Source organism: Paenibacillus sp. FSL F4-0125, assembly GCF_038008565.1.
Classification (GTDB): domain Bacteria; phylum Bacillota; class Bacilli; order Paenibacillales; family Paenibacillaceae; genus Paenibacillus_AQ.
Window position 1 is genome coordinate 791815 of the sequence record NZ_JBBOZJ010000001.1, and the last position, 19367, is coordinate 811181.

Annotated in this window: 16 protein-coding genes; 13 read left to right on the top strand and 3 right to left on the bottom strand. The window is 41.6% G+C overall.

Going from position 1 to position 19367, the window contains the following annotated elements; genetic code table 11:
* Window positions 1-91: 91 nt before the first annotated feature.
* The 4 genes from NST74_RS03490 (at window position 92) to NST74_RS03505 (ending at window position 4013) form a co-directional block, all read left to right on the top strand.
* Window positions 92-1102: an ABC transporter substrate-binding protein gene (locus NST74_RS03490; protein WP_341110403.1), complete on the top strand. Its 1011-nt coding sequence runs from the start codon at window positions 92-94 to the stop codon at window positions 1100-1102.
* On the top strand, window positions 1099-1920 hold the full coding sequence (locus tag NST74_RS03495; RefSeq protein WP_341110404.1) for an alpha/beta hydrolase: 822 nt from the start codon (window positions 1099-1101) through the stop codon (window positions 1918-1920). Before NST74_RS03490 ends, NST74_RS03495 begins: the two co-directional genes overlap by 4 nt.
* 75 nt (window positions 1921-1995) lie before the next feature.
* Window positions 1996-3027: a FecCD family ABC transporter permease gene (locus tag NST74_RS03500; RefSeq protein WP_341115819.1), complete on the top strand. Its 1032-nt coding sequence runs from the start codon at window positions 1996-1998 to the stop codon at window positions 3025-3027.
* The gene (locus NST74_RS03505; protein ID WP_341110405.1) at window positions 3027-4013 is read left to right on the top strand and encodes a FecCD family ABC transporter permease; all 987 of its coding nucleotides are present in this window, start codon (window positions 3027-3029) and stop codon (window positions 4011-4013) included. Before NST74_RS03500 ends, NST74_RS03505 begins: the two co-directional genes overlap by 1 nt.
* 78 nt (window positions 4014-4091) lie before the next feature.
* On the opposite strand, the gene NST74_RS03510 is transcribed toward NST74_RS03505, so the two are convergent.
* Both NST74_RS03510 and NST74_RS03515 read right to left on the bottom strand, forming a co-directional pair.
* A complete protein-coding gene (locus tag NST74_RS03510; protein ID WP_341110406.1) occupies window positions 4092-4631 on the bottom strand; it encodes a PadR family transcriptional regulator in 540 nt (179 codons plus the stop codon).
* Between the two features lie 46 nt (window positions 4632-4677).
* Window positions 4678-5865 (bottom strand): YhgE/Pip domain-containing protein, encoded by a 1188-nt coding sequence (locus NST74_RS03515; protein ID WP_341110407.1) that lies wholly within the window; start codon window positions 5863-5865, stop codon window positions 4678-4680.
* A gap of 218 nt (window positions 5866-6083) precedes the next feature.
* Here NST74_RS03515 and NST74_RS03520 point away from each other — a divergent pair, with 218 nt between their 5' ends.
* The 5 genes from NST74_RS03520 (at window position 6084) to NST74_RS03540 (ending at window position 11776) form a co-directional block, all read left to right on the top strand.
* On the top strand, window positions 6084-7205 hold the full coding sequence (locus NST74_RS03520; RefSeq protein ID WP_341110408.1) for an NAD(P)/FAD-dependent oxidoreductase: 1122 nt from the start codon (window positions 6084-6086) through the stop codon (window positions 7203-7205).
* 158 nt (window positions 7206-7363) lie between these two features.
* On the top strand, window positions 7364-8530 hold the full coding sequence (locus NST74_RS03525; protein WP_341110409.1) for a DUF4317 domain-containing protein: 1167 nt from the start codon (window positions 7364-7366) through the stop codon (window positions 8528-8530).
* A gap of 397 nt (window positions 8531-8927) precedes the next feature.
* Window positions 8928-9602: a hypothetical protein gene (locus tag NST74_RS03530; protein ID WP_341110410.1), complete on the top strand. Its 675-nt coding sequence runs from the start codon at window positions 8928-8930 to the stop codon at window positions 9600-9602.
* Entirely contained in the window at window positions 9550-10845 is a 1296-nt protein-coding gene (locus NST74_RS03535) for a hypothetical protein (protein WP_341110411.1), read from the top strand. The genes NST74_RS03530 and NST74_RS03535 overlap by 53 nt, the downstream gene beginning before the upstream one ends.
* Window positions 10846-11053: 208 nt before the next feature.
* Complete coding sequence (locus tag NST74_RS03540; RefSeq protein ID WP_341110412.1) at window positions 11054-11776, top strand: MBL fold metallo-hydrolase; 723 nt, start codon at window positions 11054-11056, stop codon at window positions 11774-11776.
* Between the two features lie 17 nt (window positions 11777-11793).
* Here NST74_RS03540 and NST74_RS03545 read toward each other — a convergent pair whose 3' ends face one another.
* Window positions 11794-12735 carry an AraC family transcriptional regulator gene (locus NST74_RS03545; protein ID WP_341110413.1) on the bottom strand — a complete coding sequence of 314 codons (942 nt, stop codon included), beginning with the start codon at window positions 12733-12735 and terminating at the stop codon, window positions 11794-11796.
* 456 nt (window positions 12736-13191) lie between these two features.
* Here NST74_RS03545 and NST74_RS03550 point away from each other — a divergent pair, with 456 nt between their 5' ends.
* From NST74_RS03550 to NST74_RS03565, 4 genes are all read left to right on the top strand, one after another.
* Window positions 13192-14211 carry a glycoside hydrolase family 88/105 protein gene (locus tag NST74_RS03550; protein ID WP_341110414.1) on the top strand — a complete coding sequence of 340 codons (1020 nt, stop codon included), beginning with the start codon at window positions 13192-13194 and terminating at the stop codon, window positions 14209-14211.
* Between the two features lie 12 nt (window positions 14212-14223).
* Window positions 14224-16386 (top strand): 1,3-beta-galactosyl-N-acetylhexosamine phosphorylase, encoded by a 2163-nt coding sequence (gene gnpA / locus NST74_RS03555; protein WP_341110415.1) that lies wholly within the window; start codon window positions 14224-14226, stop codon window positions 16384-16386.
* 271 nt (window positions 16387-16657) lie between these two features.
* On the top strand, window positions 16658-17545 hold the full coding sequence (locus NST74_RS03560; RefSeq protein ID WP_341110416.1) for a spermine/spermidine synthase domain-containing protein: 888 nt from the start codon (window positions 16658-16660) through the stop codon (window positions 17543-17545).
* A 175-nt stretch (window positions 17546-17720) separates the two neighbouring features.
* Window positions 17721-19331, top strand: coding sequence for a Na/Pi cotransporter family protein (locus NST74_RS03565; RefSeq protein ID WP_341110417.1), 1611 nt, complete (start codon window positions 17721-17723; stop codon window positions 19329-19331).
* Window positions 19332-19367 lie beyond the last annotated feature (36 nt).

The following is a 19367-nucleotide window of genomic DNA, read 5'->3' on the forward strand; positions in this document are numbered from 1 at the left end:
AGATGTTACATGGTCAATGAGCCCTATCTCTTATACACTCAATAATGAGAATGATTATTATTGAGAAAATAGGAAAGAGGGAAGGTCAATCATGAAGGGGTTTAATACAAAGATAATAAGTTATGTTGTAATGGTTGGTTTATTATCCATTCTACTAACAGCTTGCGGCAGTAATAATACAGCGAATCAGCAAGCAACAGATACTCCAGCAAAAACTAGCGAAGCGAGCGCAACGGAGGAATCAGCTGTAAAAGAAACGGAAGCAGCGGCTAGAGAGGCGTTTGTAGTAACGGACCAAGTAGGCAATACAGTAAACATTTCCGGAACTGTACAAAAGGTGTACGCACCAGGTTTAGAGGATTACTTAGTTACGCTTGGTGTAACCCCGGTAGCGCAATGGTCCACGGGTGAAAGACCGCAGCAATATCTACAGGATACGTTAAGTGGCGTAGAAGAAATCAGCTTCGCTAATGGTATTCCCTCTCCAGAATCGGTAGTAGATTTGGAGCCGGAATTAATTATATTCCCAACGGCCTTTTATGCGCAAAATGGTGTCTATGAAAACTACTCGCAAATTGCTCCAACTTACGTGTTTAAGAATGCACTTGGAAACGTAGTGGAAGCAACGGAAACGATTGCGAAATTGCTAGGATTAGAAGATAAGGCCACAGAAGCTATTGCTGCTTATAATACAAAGCTAGAAGAGACTAAAGCACAATTATCTAGCGTTTCTGCCGGTAAAAAAGCGATTTATATCAACGCGAATGCCCGTGCGATCTTCTTAGTGGGTAACTTCCATTATGGGGGTTATGTGCTGAGTGAGTTAGGCTTTGCTCAAAGTACTCTGGTAGAAGGTGAAATGTCCGCTGATATTTCGCTGGAAATGCTGTCTGATTTAGATGCTGATTATATCTTTATTAACGATAATGATGGTCTGGGAGATGCCTTCCTGGCAGACATTAAAGCTAGTCCCTTATGGAATGCGCTGCCTGCAGTTCAAGCAGGTAAAGTATTCGAGGTGGATGGCGACCACTGGAGATCCAGCGGATTAATTGCTTATCAAAAAACGATGGACGATATTGTGGCGTTCCTGCAGCCATGATTATCAAACCGTACGTAAAGCCCAACTATGAAACGATGCTGATCACGAGTAAAGCTAACAATCTAGACTATGAAATCTTTATTGCAAAACCTTTAGATGAGCCTGCAATGGATGGCTACGGTGTCATTTATGTTCTTGACGGTAATGGGCTTTTTGAAACCGCTGCTGAAATCACAAGATTGCTGACGCGTAAGCCTAAAGGATTTCCACCCGCGATTGTTGTTGGCATTGGATATCCTGGGGGTGAGGCGTTTGATACCGTGCGTCGAACCTATGATTTAACGATGCCAGCCGAGCTTGCAAATTTACCGAAACGTCCCAATGGGGAGCCTTGGCCTTCATTTGGTGGGGCAGATGAGCTGCTAGCTTTTTTTGAAAAAGAGTTAATGCCAGCCATTGCCCAGCGGTTTGTTATCAATAAGCAGAAGCAAGCACTGTTTGGCCATTCCTTTGGCGGATTATTTGTTCTGCATGCCTTGTTTACGCAACCTACCTTGTTTTCGCATTATATTGCAAGCAGTGCTTCTATTTGGTGGAATGATTATTCACTATTAAAGGAGTATGAGAATTTTAAAGCTGATTTACACAGCAATACGCTAAGTCAGTTACCTAAGACGCTTATGATTGCCGGTGAAGATGAGCTGGATTATATGGTCAAGGATAGCTTGAATCTATGCAACAGCATGATGTCCTTACACATACCAAGCTTTGAAGTAAGCTGGGCATTGCTTGCGCAAGAGGAACATGTAAGTGTAATCTCGGGTGCGATTAGTCGAGCTGTTAAATTTATGCTTACCACATCCTCTGACTTACGTTAGAAATCATATTCGTTTGCATCTGAGCTGGCCCTTGGCTGGCTCTTTTTGTAAAGTGAAGGGAAAGGGTTGGAAACATTGGCCGTAAATGTTCAGAAATCATCTCTACCAGGAGAAAAAAAACTCTCCTTTTTATTATTGCTAATCTTCATGCTCCTCCTACTAATAGGAGTATTAGTACTTGCTATGGCCCTTGGCGCGAAAAAAATACCCTTTGCAGATGTATTCATGTCGATCATTGCTTTTGATGATAAGGCGTCTACTCATCAGGTGATCCAGTCGATTCGTTTACCCCGAGTACTTGCCGCTATGGCTACAGGCGCTGGATTTGCAGTAAGTGGAGCGATTATTCAAGGGATTAGTCGCAATCCTTTAGCCGATTCGGGAATTCTTGGATTAAATGCTGGGGCAGGTGTCACGTTAGTTATTGCTATGGTTTTCCTGCCGACACTTACATTTACAGGCACACTTTGGCTCTGTATTCTAGGTGCGGGATTGGGAGCGGGTTTAGTCTTTAGTGTAGGCTTACTAAGTAAACGAGGAATGACGCCTATTCGACTTGTATTGGCGGGTGCTGCCATCTCTGCTATGCTAACCGCCTTAAGTGAAGGCATAAGTATCTTTTTTTCAGTGGCACAGCAGGTGGCCTTTTGGTATGGAGGAGGTTTAAGTGGCATTAGTATGGCTCATTTACAGCAAATGTTGCCTTGGATGCTCCTTGCTCTATTACTTGCCATCGTAATTTCAAAGTCGATTACAATACTATCTGTTGGGGATGAGACAGCGGAAGGGCTAGGCGTTAATATTAAGCTTATCAAAAATCTTTCACTTTTATCCGCATTTATGTTAGCTGGGATTTCATGTGCTTTGGCTGGATCTGTAAGCTTTGTTGGCTTAATTGCTCCGCACTTGGTACGTTACATAGTGGGTGTAGATTATCGTTATATTATTCCATTATCCGCAGTTCTGGGGGCCATCCTTGTTGTGCTTGCTGATTTAGTGGCACGTATCGTAAATGCTCCTTATGAAATACCTGTAGGTGCTGTAATTGCAGTTATTGGAGTTCCGTTCTTTCTGTACTTGGCACGTAAAGAAAGGCGGGAACTATAGTGAAGCTAAGATGCAAATTTATAATCATAGCAATCATTTTACTGCTTGGCTTTATATATAGTGTATCTACTGGTCAAAGCAGCTTAAGCTTACAAGAATTATGGCAAACATTATTGGGAAATGGAACATCGAGGCAGGAGCTTGTACTTTTTCAATTTCGTATTCCTCGTATGATATTAGGCTTTCTAGTGGGTGGCGCGTTAGCGATAGCAGGTATGCTGCTACAGGCCATAAGCCGAAATGCTTTAGCAGACCCGGGCATATTGGGGATAAATGCGGGTGCTGGATTATCCATGATGTTATTTTTATTGTTACAAAATAGCTCTACCGGCTTACATACTTATGTTCAGCCATTGTATGCTTTATTGGGCGGATTTATTGTTGTGGCCATTTTATTTTTGCTGTCATATGACCGCAATCAAGGCATTATTCCCATTCGATTAATTTATACAGGGATTGCTGTTGCAGCTGCCATTAGTGCATTTATGATTGTGCTAACCTTCGTATTAGATCCTTCGCAATATCAGATGATCAAGGTGTGGCTGGCAGGGAACATAGGGAATAGTAATTGGAGCCACGTGTACGCTATGCTGCCTTGGTTACTTATTATTGTACCTTTATTAATTCGGAGCCATCTTATATTGGATGTACTAAGGTTTAACGATCCTGTAGTCATTAGTTTAGGGGTGTCTTTAAATAAGTATCGGGTTTGGTTTTTAGTGTGTAGTGTCTTATTGGCGGCACCAGCGGTTGCCGTTAGTGGAAGTATTGGATTCGTAGGTTTAGTAGTTCCACATTTAGTTAGACGACTCTTTCGTGGCCATAAAATAATGATTCCCGCATGCTTATTAATAGGTGGCGGATTAGTTGTTATTGCAGATGCGCTTGGTAAAATGGTAGTAGCCAATACTGAAATACCAGCAGGAGTGATCGTGGCTTTAATCGGTGCTCCATACTTTTTATATTTATTGATTAAAAGTGAATAACTAAAAGAGATTATTGTGATTGGTGCTGGAAATAAAAAAAGAATGCCTTGATTATGCTATAATCCAAGGCATTCTTTTTTATATGGTTTTCGTTTTCAGCTTTTCTAAAAGAACTTTCCACCAGTGAATAGATTGCTCTAGTTGAGAATCGTAGTAGCTCTCCATGAAATCTACGACTTCTCGAGTGGAGCTAACTGCATCTATTTGATGATAAATTTGATTTAATTGATCTTTTCTTATCAGTGACTGTTCAATTTTCTTCTCGATAATAGGGATCACTTTATCAGTCTCTACAAAACGAAGATTCACAAGAGCGACAATCATCTCTGAAATAGATTCTGCATTTTCTATTACCTTATAAATTTTGAGCGGGAGTTCTTTACGCCCTTTATCAGTAATGGAAAACACCTGTTTGTCTGGGCGATGTTCTTCTTTGATAATCTCTACCTGTTCAACTAAGCCCTGTTTCGAAAGAGATTCAAAGTGATAATATAGCTTGCTTTCAGATAGATTGAGCAATTTATCAAAAGGAATAGGGGTGGATAGTTCTTTTTTTAATTTATAAGGATAATTATTTTCATCCATTAACTTACTTAAGATATAAATTTGAATTGACATCACAGAACCCACTCCTAATTGTTGGCTAAACTCTATCTTACCAAACCTAGGCGGTTATTTCAGCTGTATTTTTAACTTCAACGGGCAGTATAGCTTCTTTAGTCACAGGTACAGGCTTATGAACAAACCGGACGATTACAATGTTAATCAACATTGCCCCGGCAAATACGCCCGCTAATCCCCATAAGAAGGGTGCTGGACTAATGGAACCAAACATTTGTGCCATATAAGCTTGTACAGAATAATACATCGGTGTGATGCGGCCGAACCAATCGTATGGTGTATACATCATATCACGAGGCATGGTAGCACCATTGGCGATGGTTTGCATGAGCAGGATTGGAATATTTAAGACCATACCGCCTTCGCCAACGAGGAAGACCATAATCGCACACACGTTAAATGCAGCCATATACATTAGAATTTGCTGAGCAGCAACTGGTAATAGTAAGGATAGGTCTACATCTGCAACAGAGAAGGCAATGGTTAAAGCAACGACTGTTGATAATACAGCGATTAATAAAGCTGTGAGTTGAACGAACATAAACAGTTTTGTCTTGCTTGCTTTCCCGCGGTTCGCTTTAAATGAAGCAACCAATTGCATGGAGGCAATCATTGCCCCAACATAACCAGCCATAGTTAAGAACATCGGTAACATGTTGTTGTGCATACCGTTCGGAACGTCATTGATGACAACATAATTCCCGACATAACTATTTTTAATTTGTGTAGCCATTGCGGTGGCTTGTTCTTCTGGTACGTTAAAGTTCATTAACACACCTTTTGCGGTTTGCTCTGAGAAGTTCGCGCTTAATTGTTTGTTAATCTCTCCTACAACGGAAGACATCGCTGAAGATACCATGGTGGCAGAAGCCTCGTTGACTGTGAAATCAATACTTGCGGATACCTTACCGCTTTGAACGTTGGCGGAGAATTCTTCTGGAATATGAACAACTAGAGCTAACTTATTATGCTCTAATTCATCCATTGCCTTTTTATTCGATATATCGGTTTTTATCGTTTTGAATGGTAAGCTCTCCGATAACTGACCCGAAATCTGAGCCCCGTATTGACCTGCATCATCATTGATGATAGCAACTTTTAGATCATCCATGTTCCCTGGAAGTGCTGTATACCCTGGTAAGAAAATACCAAGCATAGCAATGGCATAGAACACACCCATAAAAATAGAACCGATTGCCCCTTTGGACTTCAAAAACTGTGAAAACTTCAACTGTATACCTTCTTTCTTCTGAATAACACTTTTATTCTAGTACTTCAATTAAAGTACTTTTAACTGAGTGAGGTTTATACTACGATAATTCATTAGAAATGTCAAATTTAAGATACAATGGGTAAGTAGTGAATGAATTATCATTCTTGTTGTTACATTGATACATAGTAGATGTGTTAATGTATTGATTAAAAGTGATAACTGAAAGGATTTCAGACATGAAAAAGGTTATTGTAATTGGTGCAGGGATATTAGGGGCTTCAGCGGCTTATCAGTTAAGCAAGTTAGGTGCTGAGGTCATCATTATAGATCGTAAAGATGTTGGACAAGCAACAGATGCAGCAGCAGGGATTATTTGTCCATGGTTGTCTCAACGCAGAAACAAAGCATGGTATCGTCTTGCTAAGGCGGGAGCAAGCTTTTATCCAGCACTTATTCAAGAGCTTCAAGAGGCTGGAGAAACCGAGACTGGATACGCAAAAGTTGGAGCGATATGTATCCATGATGATTTGAAAAAGTTACTCGCGATGAAAGAAAGAGCGGAGCTTCGCAGAGAGGACGCCCCTGAAATAGGTGAGCTTACGATGTTGACGGATCTTGAAGCGCAAGAGAAGTTTCCATTATTGTCGGAAGGTTATCATGCGCTGCATGTATCGGGTGCAGCAAGAGTGGACGGACGTGAATTACGTGATGCTTTGCTAAGAGCGGCACAGCGTAACGGTGCGCAAATGATTGAGGGAGATGCTATTCTTGAGCATGCTGATCATGAAATTAAAGGGGTTAGCGTCGGAGAACAGACATTCACAGCGGATGAAGTGATTGTGTGCGCAGGGGCTTGGTCTAACGCTTTGCTTCATCCGCTTGGGATCATGCTCCAGGTGCGTTATCAGAAGGCTCAAATTATGCACTTGAAGCTTGCTCAACAAGCGAGTACCGAGCAATGGCCTGTGGTAATGCCGCCTACAGATCAATATATCCTTGCATTTGCGGATCAAAATATCGTAGTAGGTGCTACTCACGAAAATGATGTCGTAGGTTATGATACCTCTGTAACCGTAGGTGGAATGCAAGAAATTTTAAATAAAGGTCTTCAAACGGCTTCCGGTCTTGCAGATTGTAGCCTAAATGAAATAAGAGTAGGGTTCCGTCCATTTACAGCAGATTTTCTTCCCGTGCTAGGAAGGGTTCAAGGATGGAATAAACTAATTGTTGCTAATGGACTAGGTTCATCGGGATTAACGATGGGACCCTTTCTTGGTGAGCAGCTAGCCAAGCTAGCCATGGATCAACAGGTAGATATTCCGCTTGAAGACTATGCATTAGAGCATGCGATAAATTGATTAGAACGAGCACGTATGGAGGGGAAGTCCAAACATTCACCGCAGTCACGCACTTACCTTAATAGAGCAATCTTAAGTTCAACTAATATAGCGAAGGTTTTTTTTATCCTTTATACTGAAAAGACCAATTTATCTTCCTAGGAGTTGTCTAACGAACCATGATAAAGAAAGAAGTCGCGCATATACGCAAGCAATTTAAGCTGGATCATGATTTAATGAATATTTACGATATTCTCAACGTGTATATTATGAAGGAAAGCAACGAGATCTATCATTGGGAGCGCCTGCCATTTGGAATGGTGGACAGAGAAAAGCAGGAGCTGTATATGGGCAATTTCAAAAAACTGCTGACAGGTGAGTTAGATCAGAAGCTGTTCGAGTTGAAGTTTCAAGCGGAAGCGGAGGAGCCAGCGCAGGTGATGCTTCACCAAGCTTTGGTGACAGGGGATCCAGATGAATGGCAGGATCTGATGCTGCTGCTCGTGGACAGAATGATGGCGGATACTCATTATGAACGCGATACGGTGATCACTTTCGTTCGTGGGCAGTATTATCGCCCGACTAAAGATAGAAACGATGAAGCCGAGGAAAGTGAGAAAAACGAACTATTCGCGCATCCGTTTATTCTATGCAGCGTGAATTCCACGGAGAAGCAGCGGAAAGCTCTCTTATTTGATTATGTGGAGCGGGAATTCAAGTACAATGTCATTGTAGATCCGATCGTCAAGCTAAGTACACCGGAGCAGGGCTTCTTTTACCCGAGTGTGACGGACAATTATTCCGATGTGAACCGCATTCTGTATTGTACAGGTAAATCGAACTTCCCGGATCCGCATTTCGTCGGAGAGGTCTTGAATGCCGAAAGATCCATGACGGCACTGGAAGAGAGAGCGATATTCGAGGACATCGTGAAGGAAGTGGCGGGCGAACAGCTTGATGCAACCACCCTAGCACAGGTGTACGAGGAGATCCATCAGGTCATCGAAACCAACGACGATAAGGAAGAACCTCCAAAGCTCGATTATAGAGATCTGGAACGCGTACTGACGGTAAGCGGCGTAGAGAACGTGACAACGGAAAAAGTGGAACGGGCGTTTGAAACGATCGTTGACGATAAGCATTATGAGATGAAGGCAAGTAGCGTGATGCCGAAATTCACTACCAAATCGATTAAGATCGAAACAAAGGTAGCTACGATTTCGGTCAGTCCGCAGGATTTAAAATATGTGAAACAGGTAAATCATCATGGGAGACGTTGCATCTTGATTGAGGTCGACGAAGATGCCGTGATCGAAGGATTTACACTTACTACAGAGACGCTTTAGACTCTTTAACAGCGGGCTATCCTTAAAGTCTTTGATCAGACTTGGGATAGCCCTTTTTGTATTTGGATCAAATACGGTGCTTATAGATATAGTTGATATATTCTTTTGCGCTACATCAAACTGATTTACAGAATTGTTATCAAACTATTAAGAAAAAGTAGGGTTGTTTAAATCCCTTGGTAGAGCCAATCAAAGTGTTCCTAGTAATATTGTAACCCCTCCTAAAAAAGAGTTGGCATTATTTAGCACCTGATATTCCTCTGAATTGGATATTTATTTATATATTGTTTTATTTCAATAGGATAATGTTACCTCACCGTAACACTGTCCTAGGTTGCTAGGAATATAATAAGTCTGTATTCGACACCAACCTTTATAAACCATCGGAGGAAACACAATGAAAATTAAGAAAACATTATCCGTTGCATTATGTGTAGCAGCTGTCGCATCTTTCTCATCTCAAGCAATGGCAAGTCCTGTCGCAACGCCAACAAGCGCAACAGTAGCGCCATCTGTTAATCAAGTAGGACAAAAGTTTACACTAGCTGGTGTCCAAACAAATGCAAACACAGTATTGATTGCAACACAAACTACGGATATTAATTTGGATGGAGTTAAAGATACGTTATATCTCATCGGCGACAAAAATGAATCTCCTGATTTCGACAACATTAATCTCATCGTTGTAAACGGCAAAACAAACAAAGTGTTAAACGCAGGGATTAAAGACTTCGGTGGTTTGAACGCGAAAATCAGCTATGTGAGTGATTTCAATAATGACCATGCACTTGATGTGATGATTACTGCGTACTCCGGTGGCAACCAAGGTTCTACCAATGCTAGAATCGTAACTTTTAAGAATGATACACCTTCTATTATTCTGGGCGGGGATTTGAAGGTGAAGGGCGAACGGGCATTATTCAGAACATTAGAAGCGATTGATGTGGAAAATGATGGCGTGAACGAGCTGCTTGGAATCAGAATCCTTCATGGCGAAGCTACTTCAGTGGTAACAGGCTATGAAAAAGTATGGTTCGCATACAAAAATCGAATTCGTAGCTACCAAAAGTGAAACTACTAAAGAAGATCCATTCAAGCAACCTGCACTTGGTGAACTGACTGTTGGACAACCTTTCGCATTGCAAGATGTTAAAACAACAGATAAATCGGTTCTTATCCGTAAACAAGTCAACGATGTAAACAAAGACGGTGTTAATGATAAAATCTATCTGATCGGTGACAAAGCAGATGAGCTTGGTTATGTAACCAACATCAACCTGGTGGTTGTGGATGGCAAAACAAACACAGTGAAGGATGCAAAAATCAGCGGTTTCGATGGCTTTAAGCCAGAAATTCAATGGATTGGTGATTTCAACGGGGACAAAGCAAATGATGTCATGTTTACAGCATTCTCCGGTGGTAACAACGGTACGACCGATGCTTACATATTGTCTTTCGCAGGTGATAAGGTACAGCCGCTTTTGAGCGTAAAGCCTGTTGTGGATGGTAAAACAGCATTTTTCAACACTTTAGAGCAAGTGGATCTTAATAAAGATGGTGTATATGATTTGGTAGGGACTAGAAAAATTCGCGGTAACGCTGAAGCTATCGTTCTAGGCGAGGAAAAAACAACCTTCACCTTCAAAGATGGTGCCTTCAAGGTTGTGGATACAGAAACCATTAAATCCGATAGCAAGCCAGTGACTACACCAGCTACAACTACAACAAGTGAATACACCGTTGGCAAACGCTTTGAGCTTAAGGGAATTCCAACGACAGCAAAAACAATTTTGCTAGCTAAACAAACAATGGATGTAACAGGTAATGGCGTTGCAGATAACGTATTACTGATTGGTAACAAGGATGCCACAAATGGTGGCTTGGTTACAGATATCAACATCGTCGTTCTCGAAGGTAAAACTAAAAAAGTGATTAACAGTAATATCAAAGGCTTCGAGGGTTACCAACCAAAAATCAACTTCATAGGAGATTTTAACGGAGATAAATCTAAAGATGTCATGATTACTGTATACTCTGGTGGTAACAGCGGCAGCACCAATGCTTACGTAGTATCCTTCAAAGACAGTAGTGTTAAAGTTCTTCTTAACGAGTACGTGAAAGTGAATGGCAAACGTTCGCTCTACAATACAATGAAGGCTTCTGATGTAGACAAAAACGGAGTCTATGAAATTGTTGCAACAAAAACGATTCACGGTGGAGCTACTTCCGTAGTGAAAGGCGAAGAAACCTCTGTTCTTGCTTACAAAAATGGAGCATTTCAAGTTAAATCGACGACTGTGAAGAAATCTAAATAATCTTATAGCAAAACCTAACAATGAGAGAGTTTCCAGATAGCCATAAATAAGTGGTTACTGAGGGACTCTTTTTTGTGCTTTTAGTTGGATTAACTTATGTACCTGGTGAGGACGTCTAAAACTAAACTCTCCCTTGCTCAATAAGTTTTTCGGATTCATTATTAAATTACTAAATGACCCGCTATTCTAAAGGAGAGAAAACAATCTTATGGAACTGAAAAAAATAAATGAATCTATTTATTACTTAGAAAATGTTAGAGAAACAGACAGACCAGTTTTGGGATATGTATTAGGTGAGAGCTTTTCAATAATGATTGATTGCGGCAATTCCAAATCGCATTTAGATGCCTTTATGAAGTATTTGGATGATAACAATCTTCCGCGTCCCAAATATGCTTTGATCACACACTGGCATTGGGACCATACCTTTGGTATGCATGCTTTTGAGGGGGAAACGATAGTATCTTCAGCAACGAATGAGGTATTGAAACGATTGAAAGCGTGGAAATGGGATGAAGAGTCCGTTATACAACGTCTAGAGACCAAAGAAGAAATAGAATTCGCCTATAACTGTATGAAAAAAGAATATGATACGTTCGATAAGATTTCGGTCAGCACAGGATCGATTATTTTCGAGGATTCTTTAACGTTGGATTTAGGGGGCATCACTTGCCAAATTCTCAAGGTAGGAGGGCCGCATGAAGCAGACTCTTGTGTTGTATATGTTAAAGAAGCGGAGGTTTTATTTGCAGGTGATGCACATAGTGGAGATTATTATCATGGAGAAGGTAAGATTGATCCCATAAAAATGAAGGAATATGTTGAGTTTTTAACAACTCTTTCATTTACTACGTATATCCCAGGACACGACGCCCCTATGAGCAAGGAGCAAATCATTCATGTGCTAAGTAGATTTTGTGAAGTGAAGTAAACAGGGACTCCCTTTCCCTATACCCACCCCGTAAACTCCAATATAGATGCTTTTGCAGATTGAGCTTCGGAATGTGCACCTTTTCGCCATTGTTTGGGTGATTCGCCCATAAGCTTCGAGAAGCATCGGTTGAAGCTGGAAATAGACTGAAATCCGACTTGTTCGGAGATGGAGAGGATGGAAGCATCCGTGCTTTTTAACTGCTTGCAGGCCTCTTCAATACGGGTACTGTTTAGAAAATCGAGAGGTGCAGTTCCCATGATCTCGTGAAACTTTCTTCGAAAATGAGTGGTGCTTAGATGACACAGATCAGCCAGGTCAGCGATGGTGATAGGTGTCATATAGTTTTTAGTGATGTATTCCAGAACCGGAGAGATGACAAAATCTCCTTTCAGGTTATGCTCTATTTCTTGCTCTGCCAAGGGTTCGTTCTGGGAATGGATTCTAAGCAGTTCTATATAAAGCGATAATAATAAGCCGTAGGCACTTTCTTGATAAAAAGGATTTTTGTGCTTCAATTCCTCTACGACCGACGTCGCAAGGGTATAAACCTTGGGATGCTCCTCCTTGTTCAAAATACAGTTCATCCCCTTGATCGCCCATAAATTTGGTTCGAAGTCGCTGTAAGCGCTTTTGAATGAATGCTGAAAAAGATCCTCAGGTGAAAAGAAGATATAAGACCAAAGACTAGCCTCATTTGGCGAACTATACGTTGTGTGAGGAAGATACCTAGGGATGAAGGTTACATCTCCGGCTTTAAAAGGTACAGATTCCCCTTTGATCTCCATAATGCCGCTATCTGAATGACAAATGCCAATCTCTAAATGGTTATGAAAATGGAGATGCTCACTTTTAATATCGGAAATCTTCCAACGTTCACCGCTTAACAGTAGAATTGGGAAGTTTATCGGCAAGCTGTAGTGGCGGTATTCGATGATGGGCTTCTTTTTTCTGGGCATAATCTCAATACTCCCGTTCCGTTGATTTGTGTAGATTATAGGTGAAAGAGCTTTCAAGTTCAACTATATAAAGAGATCTTGATATTATACAATTTGGGAAAAAAGTGGCGGAGGAGAAGTTTGGAACTGTAGGAGCGTTAGCGTCCGCCTGAAAGCTTTCCATAGGAAAGCTCGCTTCGGAAGCATAAGCAGTCTGCAGATTTCCACCGCGAAGAGCGGTATAAAATCAAGAAATTCTTACGACAACAGCGACCGGAAGTCCAAACATTCTCTGTAGTCACGGCCAATCCCGAAATATAAGAACCACTAGTTAATGGTCGGAATTGCACAGTTTAGTTATGAATATGCTTAGAATCAGACTATTTTACTCCTTACAATGGAGTTAGTAAAGCGTTTACATAGAACGGACAGCTCTCAGCGCCAATGGGGGTGTGTGCGAAAGAGAGGAGAATCAAGATGCTTCAATTAACTTATGACAGAGAAGAGATTCTAAGCGTTATCGACAAGGTCGTTAGAAAAACAATGACGATGGATTTAACATGGGACTGGCCATGTGGTGTGGCTTATTATGGGGTATCCAGAGCTTATGCAACTACAGGGAATAAAGAGTATTTGGATATGCTTGTAGAGTGGGCAGATGAATATATCGAGCTGGGGCTGCCGGATTGGACGGTAAACACCTGTGCTATGGGCCATATGCTGATCACCTTATATGAAGAAACAGGCAACCAGAAATATTGGGATATTGTGATGAGCAAGGTGGATTATCTTCAGCATAATGCGCTCAGATTCGGAGATCATGTGCTACAGCATACCGTTTCTACTTCGAATGATTTTCCAGAACAAGCGTGGGCGGATACGTTGTTTATGGCGGCATTTTTTCTACTCAGAGTAGGAAGTAAATTAAACGATCAGGAAATGATCCAGGATGCCCTGAATCAATATTACTGGCATATCAAATACCTGCAAGACCCTAGCAGTGGCCTCTGGTACCATGGCTACAATAATGTGAAACAGGATCACATGTCCGGACTATATTGGGGCAGAGCAAATGCTTGGGGCGCATATACCATGTCGCAGGTCAAAATGCTTTTGAAAGACTGGTATTTGTATCCGCAATGTATGGATGTGGAGTGTTCGCTGCGCGATCAACTGGCGGCACTTAAGCTTGTGCAAACGGAGAACGGCTTGTGGCGTACCGTACTGGATGACGAAGAGTCCTATGAAGAAGTGTCTGCCTCTTGCGGGATTGCGGCTGCTATGATCAATAATGGCAATCCACTGCATACCAAATATGTGCAAAAGGCTCTAACGGGCGTCTTGAACAATATCAGCGAGGATGGACGGGTACTGGGAGTATCGGGCGGAACAGCGGTTATGAAGGATCGGGAAGGCTATCGCAATATTCCAAAAGACTGGATTCAAGGCTGGGGTCAAGGCTTAGCACTCTCTTTTCTGTCCGATATGCTTAAATAGGAGGGATCCAAGTTGTCCAAGCAAACAACCGGGGCCTTTACACTACCGGGCGAATCCGGTTATGAGGCACTGACCTTAGAGTTAGCTGAACGGTGGGGTGCCGATGTCATCCGTGACAGTGACGGCACACAGTTGTCCGATGAGATTATCAACGCAGGATACGGCATTTATTCTACAATCTGTATCATCAGAGATCATAACGAATGGGCATCCCAGCACCCTGATAAGCTGCAGCAGAGCTTTTTAATTACCAATCCGAAGGTAGCGGTCGAGGATTATTTATCCATCTATTTGATGGAGGATTTTTTCGCTGAGCAATTTCGAGTAAATGATTCCAAAGAGGCGTTTAAGTACTGGCAGGTTTATGACCGAACTACAGGTGAAGAGATTCCAAGAGATCAGTGGAATTATGAGCGGGAATCAGGAAATGTGGTCATTACTGGCATTGCGCCTTGGCATAAGTACACTGTCAGCTTCATGGTCTACCGGATCTGGGAAGAGATCTCCATGTACAATCACACCACGAATCATTGGGAAAAAGAGCATTTGATGCAGATCGATCCCATCTATGTAGAAACGCAAAAATATTTACTCCATTGGATAGAAGATTGGTGTCATAAGCATAAGGAAACAACAGTGGTTCGGTTTACCTCACTCTTTTATAATTTCGCCTGGATCTGGGGCAGCAATGAGCGCAATCGCCATTTGTTCTCAGACTGGGGTTCATACGATTTTACGGTAAGCTCAAGAGCGCTTGATCTGTTTGCTCGGAAATATGGGTATTCGCTCACGGCCGAGGATTTTGTGAATGGTGGAAAATATCGCGTCAGTCATATCCCGGCGCAGCAGCGCAAGCTGGACTGGATGGCATTTATCAATGATTTTGTCATCGGATTTAGTAAGCAGTTAATTGATATAGTGCATAAGCACGACAAGCTGGCGTATGTTTTCTATGATGATAGTTGGGTTGGTATGGAGCCTTACAATGATCGCTTTGAGGAGTTTGGCTTCGACGGAATGATTAAATGTGTGTTCTCAGGGTTCGAGGCAAGAATGTGTTCAGGTGTAAAAGTAGATACCCATGAGATTCGGCTGCATCCCTACTTATTTCCGGTTGGATTGGGAGGGCTTCCTACTTTTATGGAGGGAGGTAACCCTACACTAGATGCCAAAAAGTATTGGATCAATATCCGGCGTGCTCTACTCAGAGAGCCTATAGATCGAATTGGATTGGGCGGATACTTGCATCTTGTAGAGCCTTACATGGATTTTTGTGATTACATCGAAAAGATTGCAGGTGAATTCAGAGAAATAAAAGAGCTGCATCATAAAGGCAAACCGTATCATATCAAGACTAAGGTAGCCATTCTGCATGCTTGGGGCAAATTGCGATCTTGGACCTTGTCCGGGCATTTCCATGAAACGTATATGCATGATTTGATTCATATCAATGAGGCTTTATCTGGATTGCCGATTGAAGTACAGTTTATTGATTTTGAGGATATCCGTCAGGGAATTTTAAAAGATTATGATGTAGTGATCAACGCCGGCTCTGCTGGTTCAGCATGGAGTGGTGGAGAACACTGGAGGGACAGCAAGTGCGTGGACTTACTGACAGAGTGGGTGTATGAAGGTGGTACTTTTATTGGCGTGAATCAGCCTTCGGCGCTTGAAGGGTATGACAGCTTTTTCAGAATGGCACATGTTCTCGGTGTGGATGGGGATACAGGCTCCAGAGTAGCGCATGGGAAATGGACATACGAAGTGAAGGATGAACTTGGTTTAGTTCCTGCTGGGACTACCATTAAGCCCAAAAACAACCTTAATCTTACCGATGGATCAGCAGCGGTTGTGAATGAAACGGATGGTCAAATAACGCTGTCTACGCATGCTTTCGGTAAAGGAAAGGGGATCTACCTGCCTTCTTTCACCTTCAGCTTTGAGAATACAAGACTGCTGCTGAATTTGATTCGTTTTGCGGGTAATGAGTTCACAGAAGCAAAGTACATTACAGATAACTTATATACAGAGTGTGCTTATTATCCGGCAAGTAAAATCCTCGTGGTGATTAACAATAGCGGTGAACTTCAAAGCACTACGATTCAAACGGAGTATGGGCAACAAACCCTGGAATTAGATCCGTATGACACGATTATTAGAACTATTGGCGACTAGTAAAAATCGATTTAGGAACGGAAAAGCGATCCACGAGTATAAGACTTAAAAGCTCAAGCCTACGGCAGTCAGTCTGCGGATGCTTGGGCTTTTTTTTTGCAGCGATAGACCATTCGCTCTTACCTACTTTAAGAAAAATTGTAACCAACGAAAAAAAACTATGCTTCCCCTCATGATAAATTGAATAAAGACTGATAAAATGAGGAATGGTTGAAAAGAGATCGGGATAACAGTGCTTTACTATATAATTTTTAAATAGACAGGTGAGGAAATGGTAGGTAACAAGGGAATAACAGATCAAATAAAAGAAGATAACTACAAAGTATTCGCTTTGCTTAGCCAGTATTTAAATCATTCACCAGATTTTATTCACGAAGATGAAATTGGAGAGATCGTAAAGTGTGGCGTAACTTATGAATACGCTTTTGGTCTACTATTGGCTTCTGCCTTTGGGATGGACACGGTTGATAATGCTGAGGATAAGGAATTGTTCAACAAATATTTTAACAATATGTTTCATAAGCTTGATGCAAATGAATTTTATGACAATCCATATTATAAGAATATCAAGATACCAACTATAAAGATTGGTAGCAGTGAATTGAAATATGAAACCTATAAACCTTTTGAAGGGTTTGTATGTAACGATATCATGCAGACAGCAGAGGGAAGACAAATTCCTCAAATCGGCTTTTTTGAAACGGAATTTAGCTTTCCCGCAGTATTAGAAAACGATAGGATCTGGATGACGATTACGCCTAATGAAATAGAAACGATGAAAGAAGCAGTGGATCAAGCGTTTGGGAATGTCCTTACTTTTGGACTGGGGCTTGGCTACTATGCATATATGGTATCTGAAAGAGTTAATGTCGAAAGCATTACGGTTGTTGAAATGAATGAAGATGTCATTCAGTTGTTTAATAACTACGTATTGCCACAATTCAAAAATGCTCACAAGATTAAGATTATCAAAGCAGATGCCTTCGAATATGCTCAAAAATATATGTCTAAAGAAAACTATGATTTTGTATTTACCGATTTATGGCATGATGTTTCGGATGGAATAGACATGTATTTAAAAATGAAAAAATTCGAAAAAGAAAGCTCTGATACTGTATTTACGTATTGGATAGAACAATCTATTTTATGTTATTTATAAAAAGAAGCTCAAGCCTGCGGTTATCTGCGGATGCTTGAGCTTTTTTGCTGTGTTGCACCGATTCACCCTTGCTATATTTTGAAGTTTTGTACGGTAAACCGGGTTAGACGTCCCGAATTTAGATCATGCTATGTGTTGAATCTGTTTATTTTATACATGTGGAGGAGGCTTTCCCTTGGATTGGCAGGATTTGATATTTAAATTCGTTGGTGGACTTGGGATTTTTCTGTTTGGTATTAAATATATGTCGGACGGGCTTCAGAAATCCGCTGGGGATAAAATGCGCGGCCTGCTTGAGAAGTATACATCCAATCCGATTTTGGGTGTTCTTGTCGGTATTAGCGTAACCGTATTGATACAATCTTCTACGGGGACAACGGTTTTGGCGATCGGGCTTGTAAATGTGGGACTGATGACTTTGCGTCAAGCCATTGGTGTAGTCATGGGCGCCAATATCGGAACAACAATGACAGCATTTATTGTAGGGATCAAGATTGAAGAATATGCCCTTCCAATTATTGCAGTAGGTGCTTTCTTCTTGTTCTTCATTCACAAAAAGCGATACCAGTATATTGGACAGATTATCTTTGGGTTTGGTACCTTGTTCCTTGGTCTCGGTACAATGGGAGGGGGACTTAAACCACTTCGGGAATTGCCTGCATTTACAGATTTTATGATTGAGCTGTCTCACCAGCCCGTCTTGGGCTTGATTGTCGGAACGGTATTTACAATGATTGTTCAGAGTTCGAGCGCAACGATTGGTATTCTACAGACGATAGCTGATGAAGGCATGATTAGTTTGCGGGGAGCTTTACCGATCTTGTTCGGTGACAATATCGGAACAACAATAACGGCGGTGCTTGCATCGATCGGTGCGACGGTAGCTGCTAAACGTACGGCTCTCGTACACGTTATTTTTAATATTGTTGGGGCAATTCTCTTCACGATTCTGTTACCGGTCGTATATAACATTGTCCTGTGGCTTGGAGAAGGTGTGAATATCCGTATGCAGATTGCTTATGCTCACGGTTTATTCAACGTTACTAATACACTGATCTTCCTGCCTCTTATTCCAGTGCTGGCTTGGATCGTAACAAAGGCTATTCCAGGCCAAATGCAGGAGATTCAGTTCAAAGCGATTTATCTGGATGAACGTTTTCTTGCGACACCTGCTATGGCTCTTGGACAAGCTCAGCATGAGATTGTACGGATGGGACAATATGCATACGAATCCCTTCAGGATGCAACAGGATTCTTTTTCAATAAGGATACTAAATCTGCAGAGTTGGCACTTCAGAAGGAAGAGCTAGTAAATGAGCTTAACCGTAAAATCACCGATTATATCGTGAAAATTCACCAAAAGGGTCTTTCTCCGGGAGAATCTGAGAAGGCAACAGGCTGGTTCCAAACCGTAAGTGATCTGGAACGAATCGGCGACCACGCTGAGAATATAGTGGAACTAGGCGAATTCAGAATGACGAACAAGCTGGAGCTATCAGCCGAAGCGGCCGCTGAGCTTAAGGAAATGATTGAGGTTGCGAATCAGGCTGTGAATAAAGCACTAGTTGCTCTTGAACATAATGACAAGGATATAGCTAAAGAGGTGCTTCAACTTGAATTAAAGCTGGATGATCTGGAAATAGAGTACCGTAAGAATCATATTCAGCGTTTGCATAAGGATTTGTGTTCTGTCGGAACGGGGTCCATTTATCTTGACCTGCTGACCAATCTGGAGCGAATTGGTGATCATAGTAAGAATATTGCGCAGTTCGTTTTGCATGAATAATAAACAGCACCCTTAGAATAGACATTGGATAATCCC

Bases quoted from the DNA above. Each gene is read 5' to 3' on its own strand.
- NST74_RS03490 (WP_341110403.1), top strand. From the start codon at position 92: ATGAAGGGGTTTAATACAAAGATAATAAGTTATGTTGTAATGGTTGGT.
- NST74_RS03495 (WP_341110404.1), top strand. From the start codon at position 1,099: ATGATTATCAAACCGTACGTAAAGCCCAACTATGAAACGATGCTGATC.
- NST74_RS03510 (WP_341110406.1), bottom strand. From the start codon at position 4,631: ATGTCAATTCAAATTTATATCTTAAGTAAGTTAATGGATGAAAATAAT.
- NST74_RS03520 (WP_341110408.1), top strand. From the start codon at position 6,084: ATGAAAAAGGTTATTGTAATTGGTGCAGGGATATTAGGGGCTTCAGCG.
- NST74_RS03525 (WP_341110409.1), top strand. From the start codon at position 7,364: ATGATAAAGAAAGAAGTCGCGCATATACGCAAGCAATTTAAGCTGGAT.
- NST74_RS03530 (WP_341110410.1), top strand. From the start codon at position 8,928: ATGAAAATTAAGAAAACATTATCCGTTGCATTATGTGTAGCAGCTGTC.
- NST74_RS03535 (WP_341110411.1), top strand. From the start codon at position 9,550: ATGAAAAAGTATGGTTCGCATACAAAAATCGAATTCGTAGCTACCAAA.
- NST74_RS03540 (WP_341110412.1), top strand. From the start codon at position 11,054: ATGGAACTGAAAAAAATAAATGAATCTATTTATTACTTAGAAAATGTT.
- NST74_RS03545 (WP_341110413.1), bottom strand. From the start codon at position 12,735: ATGCCCAGAAAAAAGAAGCCCATCATCGAATACCGCCACTACAGCTTG.
- NST74_RS03550 (WP_341110414.1), top strand. From the start codon at position 13,192: ATGCTTCAATTAACTTATGACAGAGAAGAGATTCTAAGCGTTATCGAC.
- NST74_RS03560 (WP_341110416.1), top strand. From the start codon at position 16,658: ATGGTAGGTAACAAGGGAATAACAGATCAAATAAAAGAAGATAACTAC.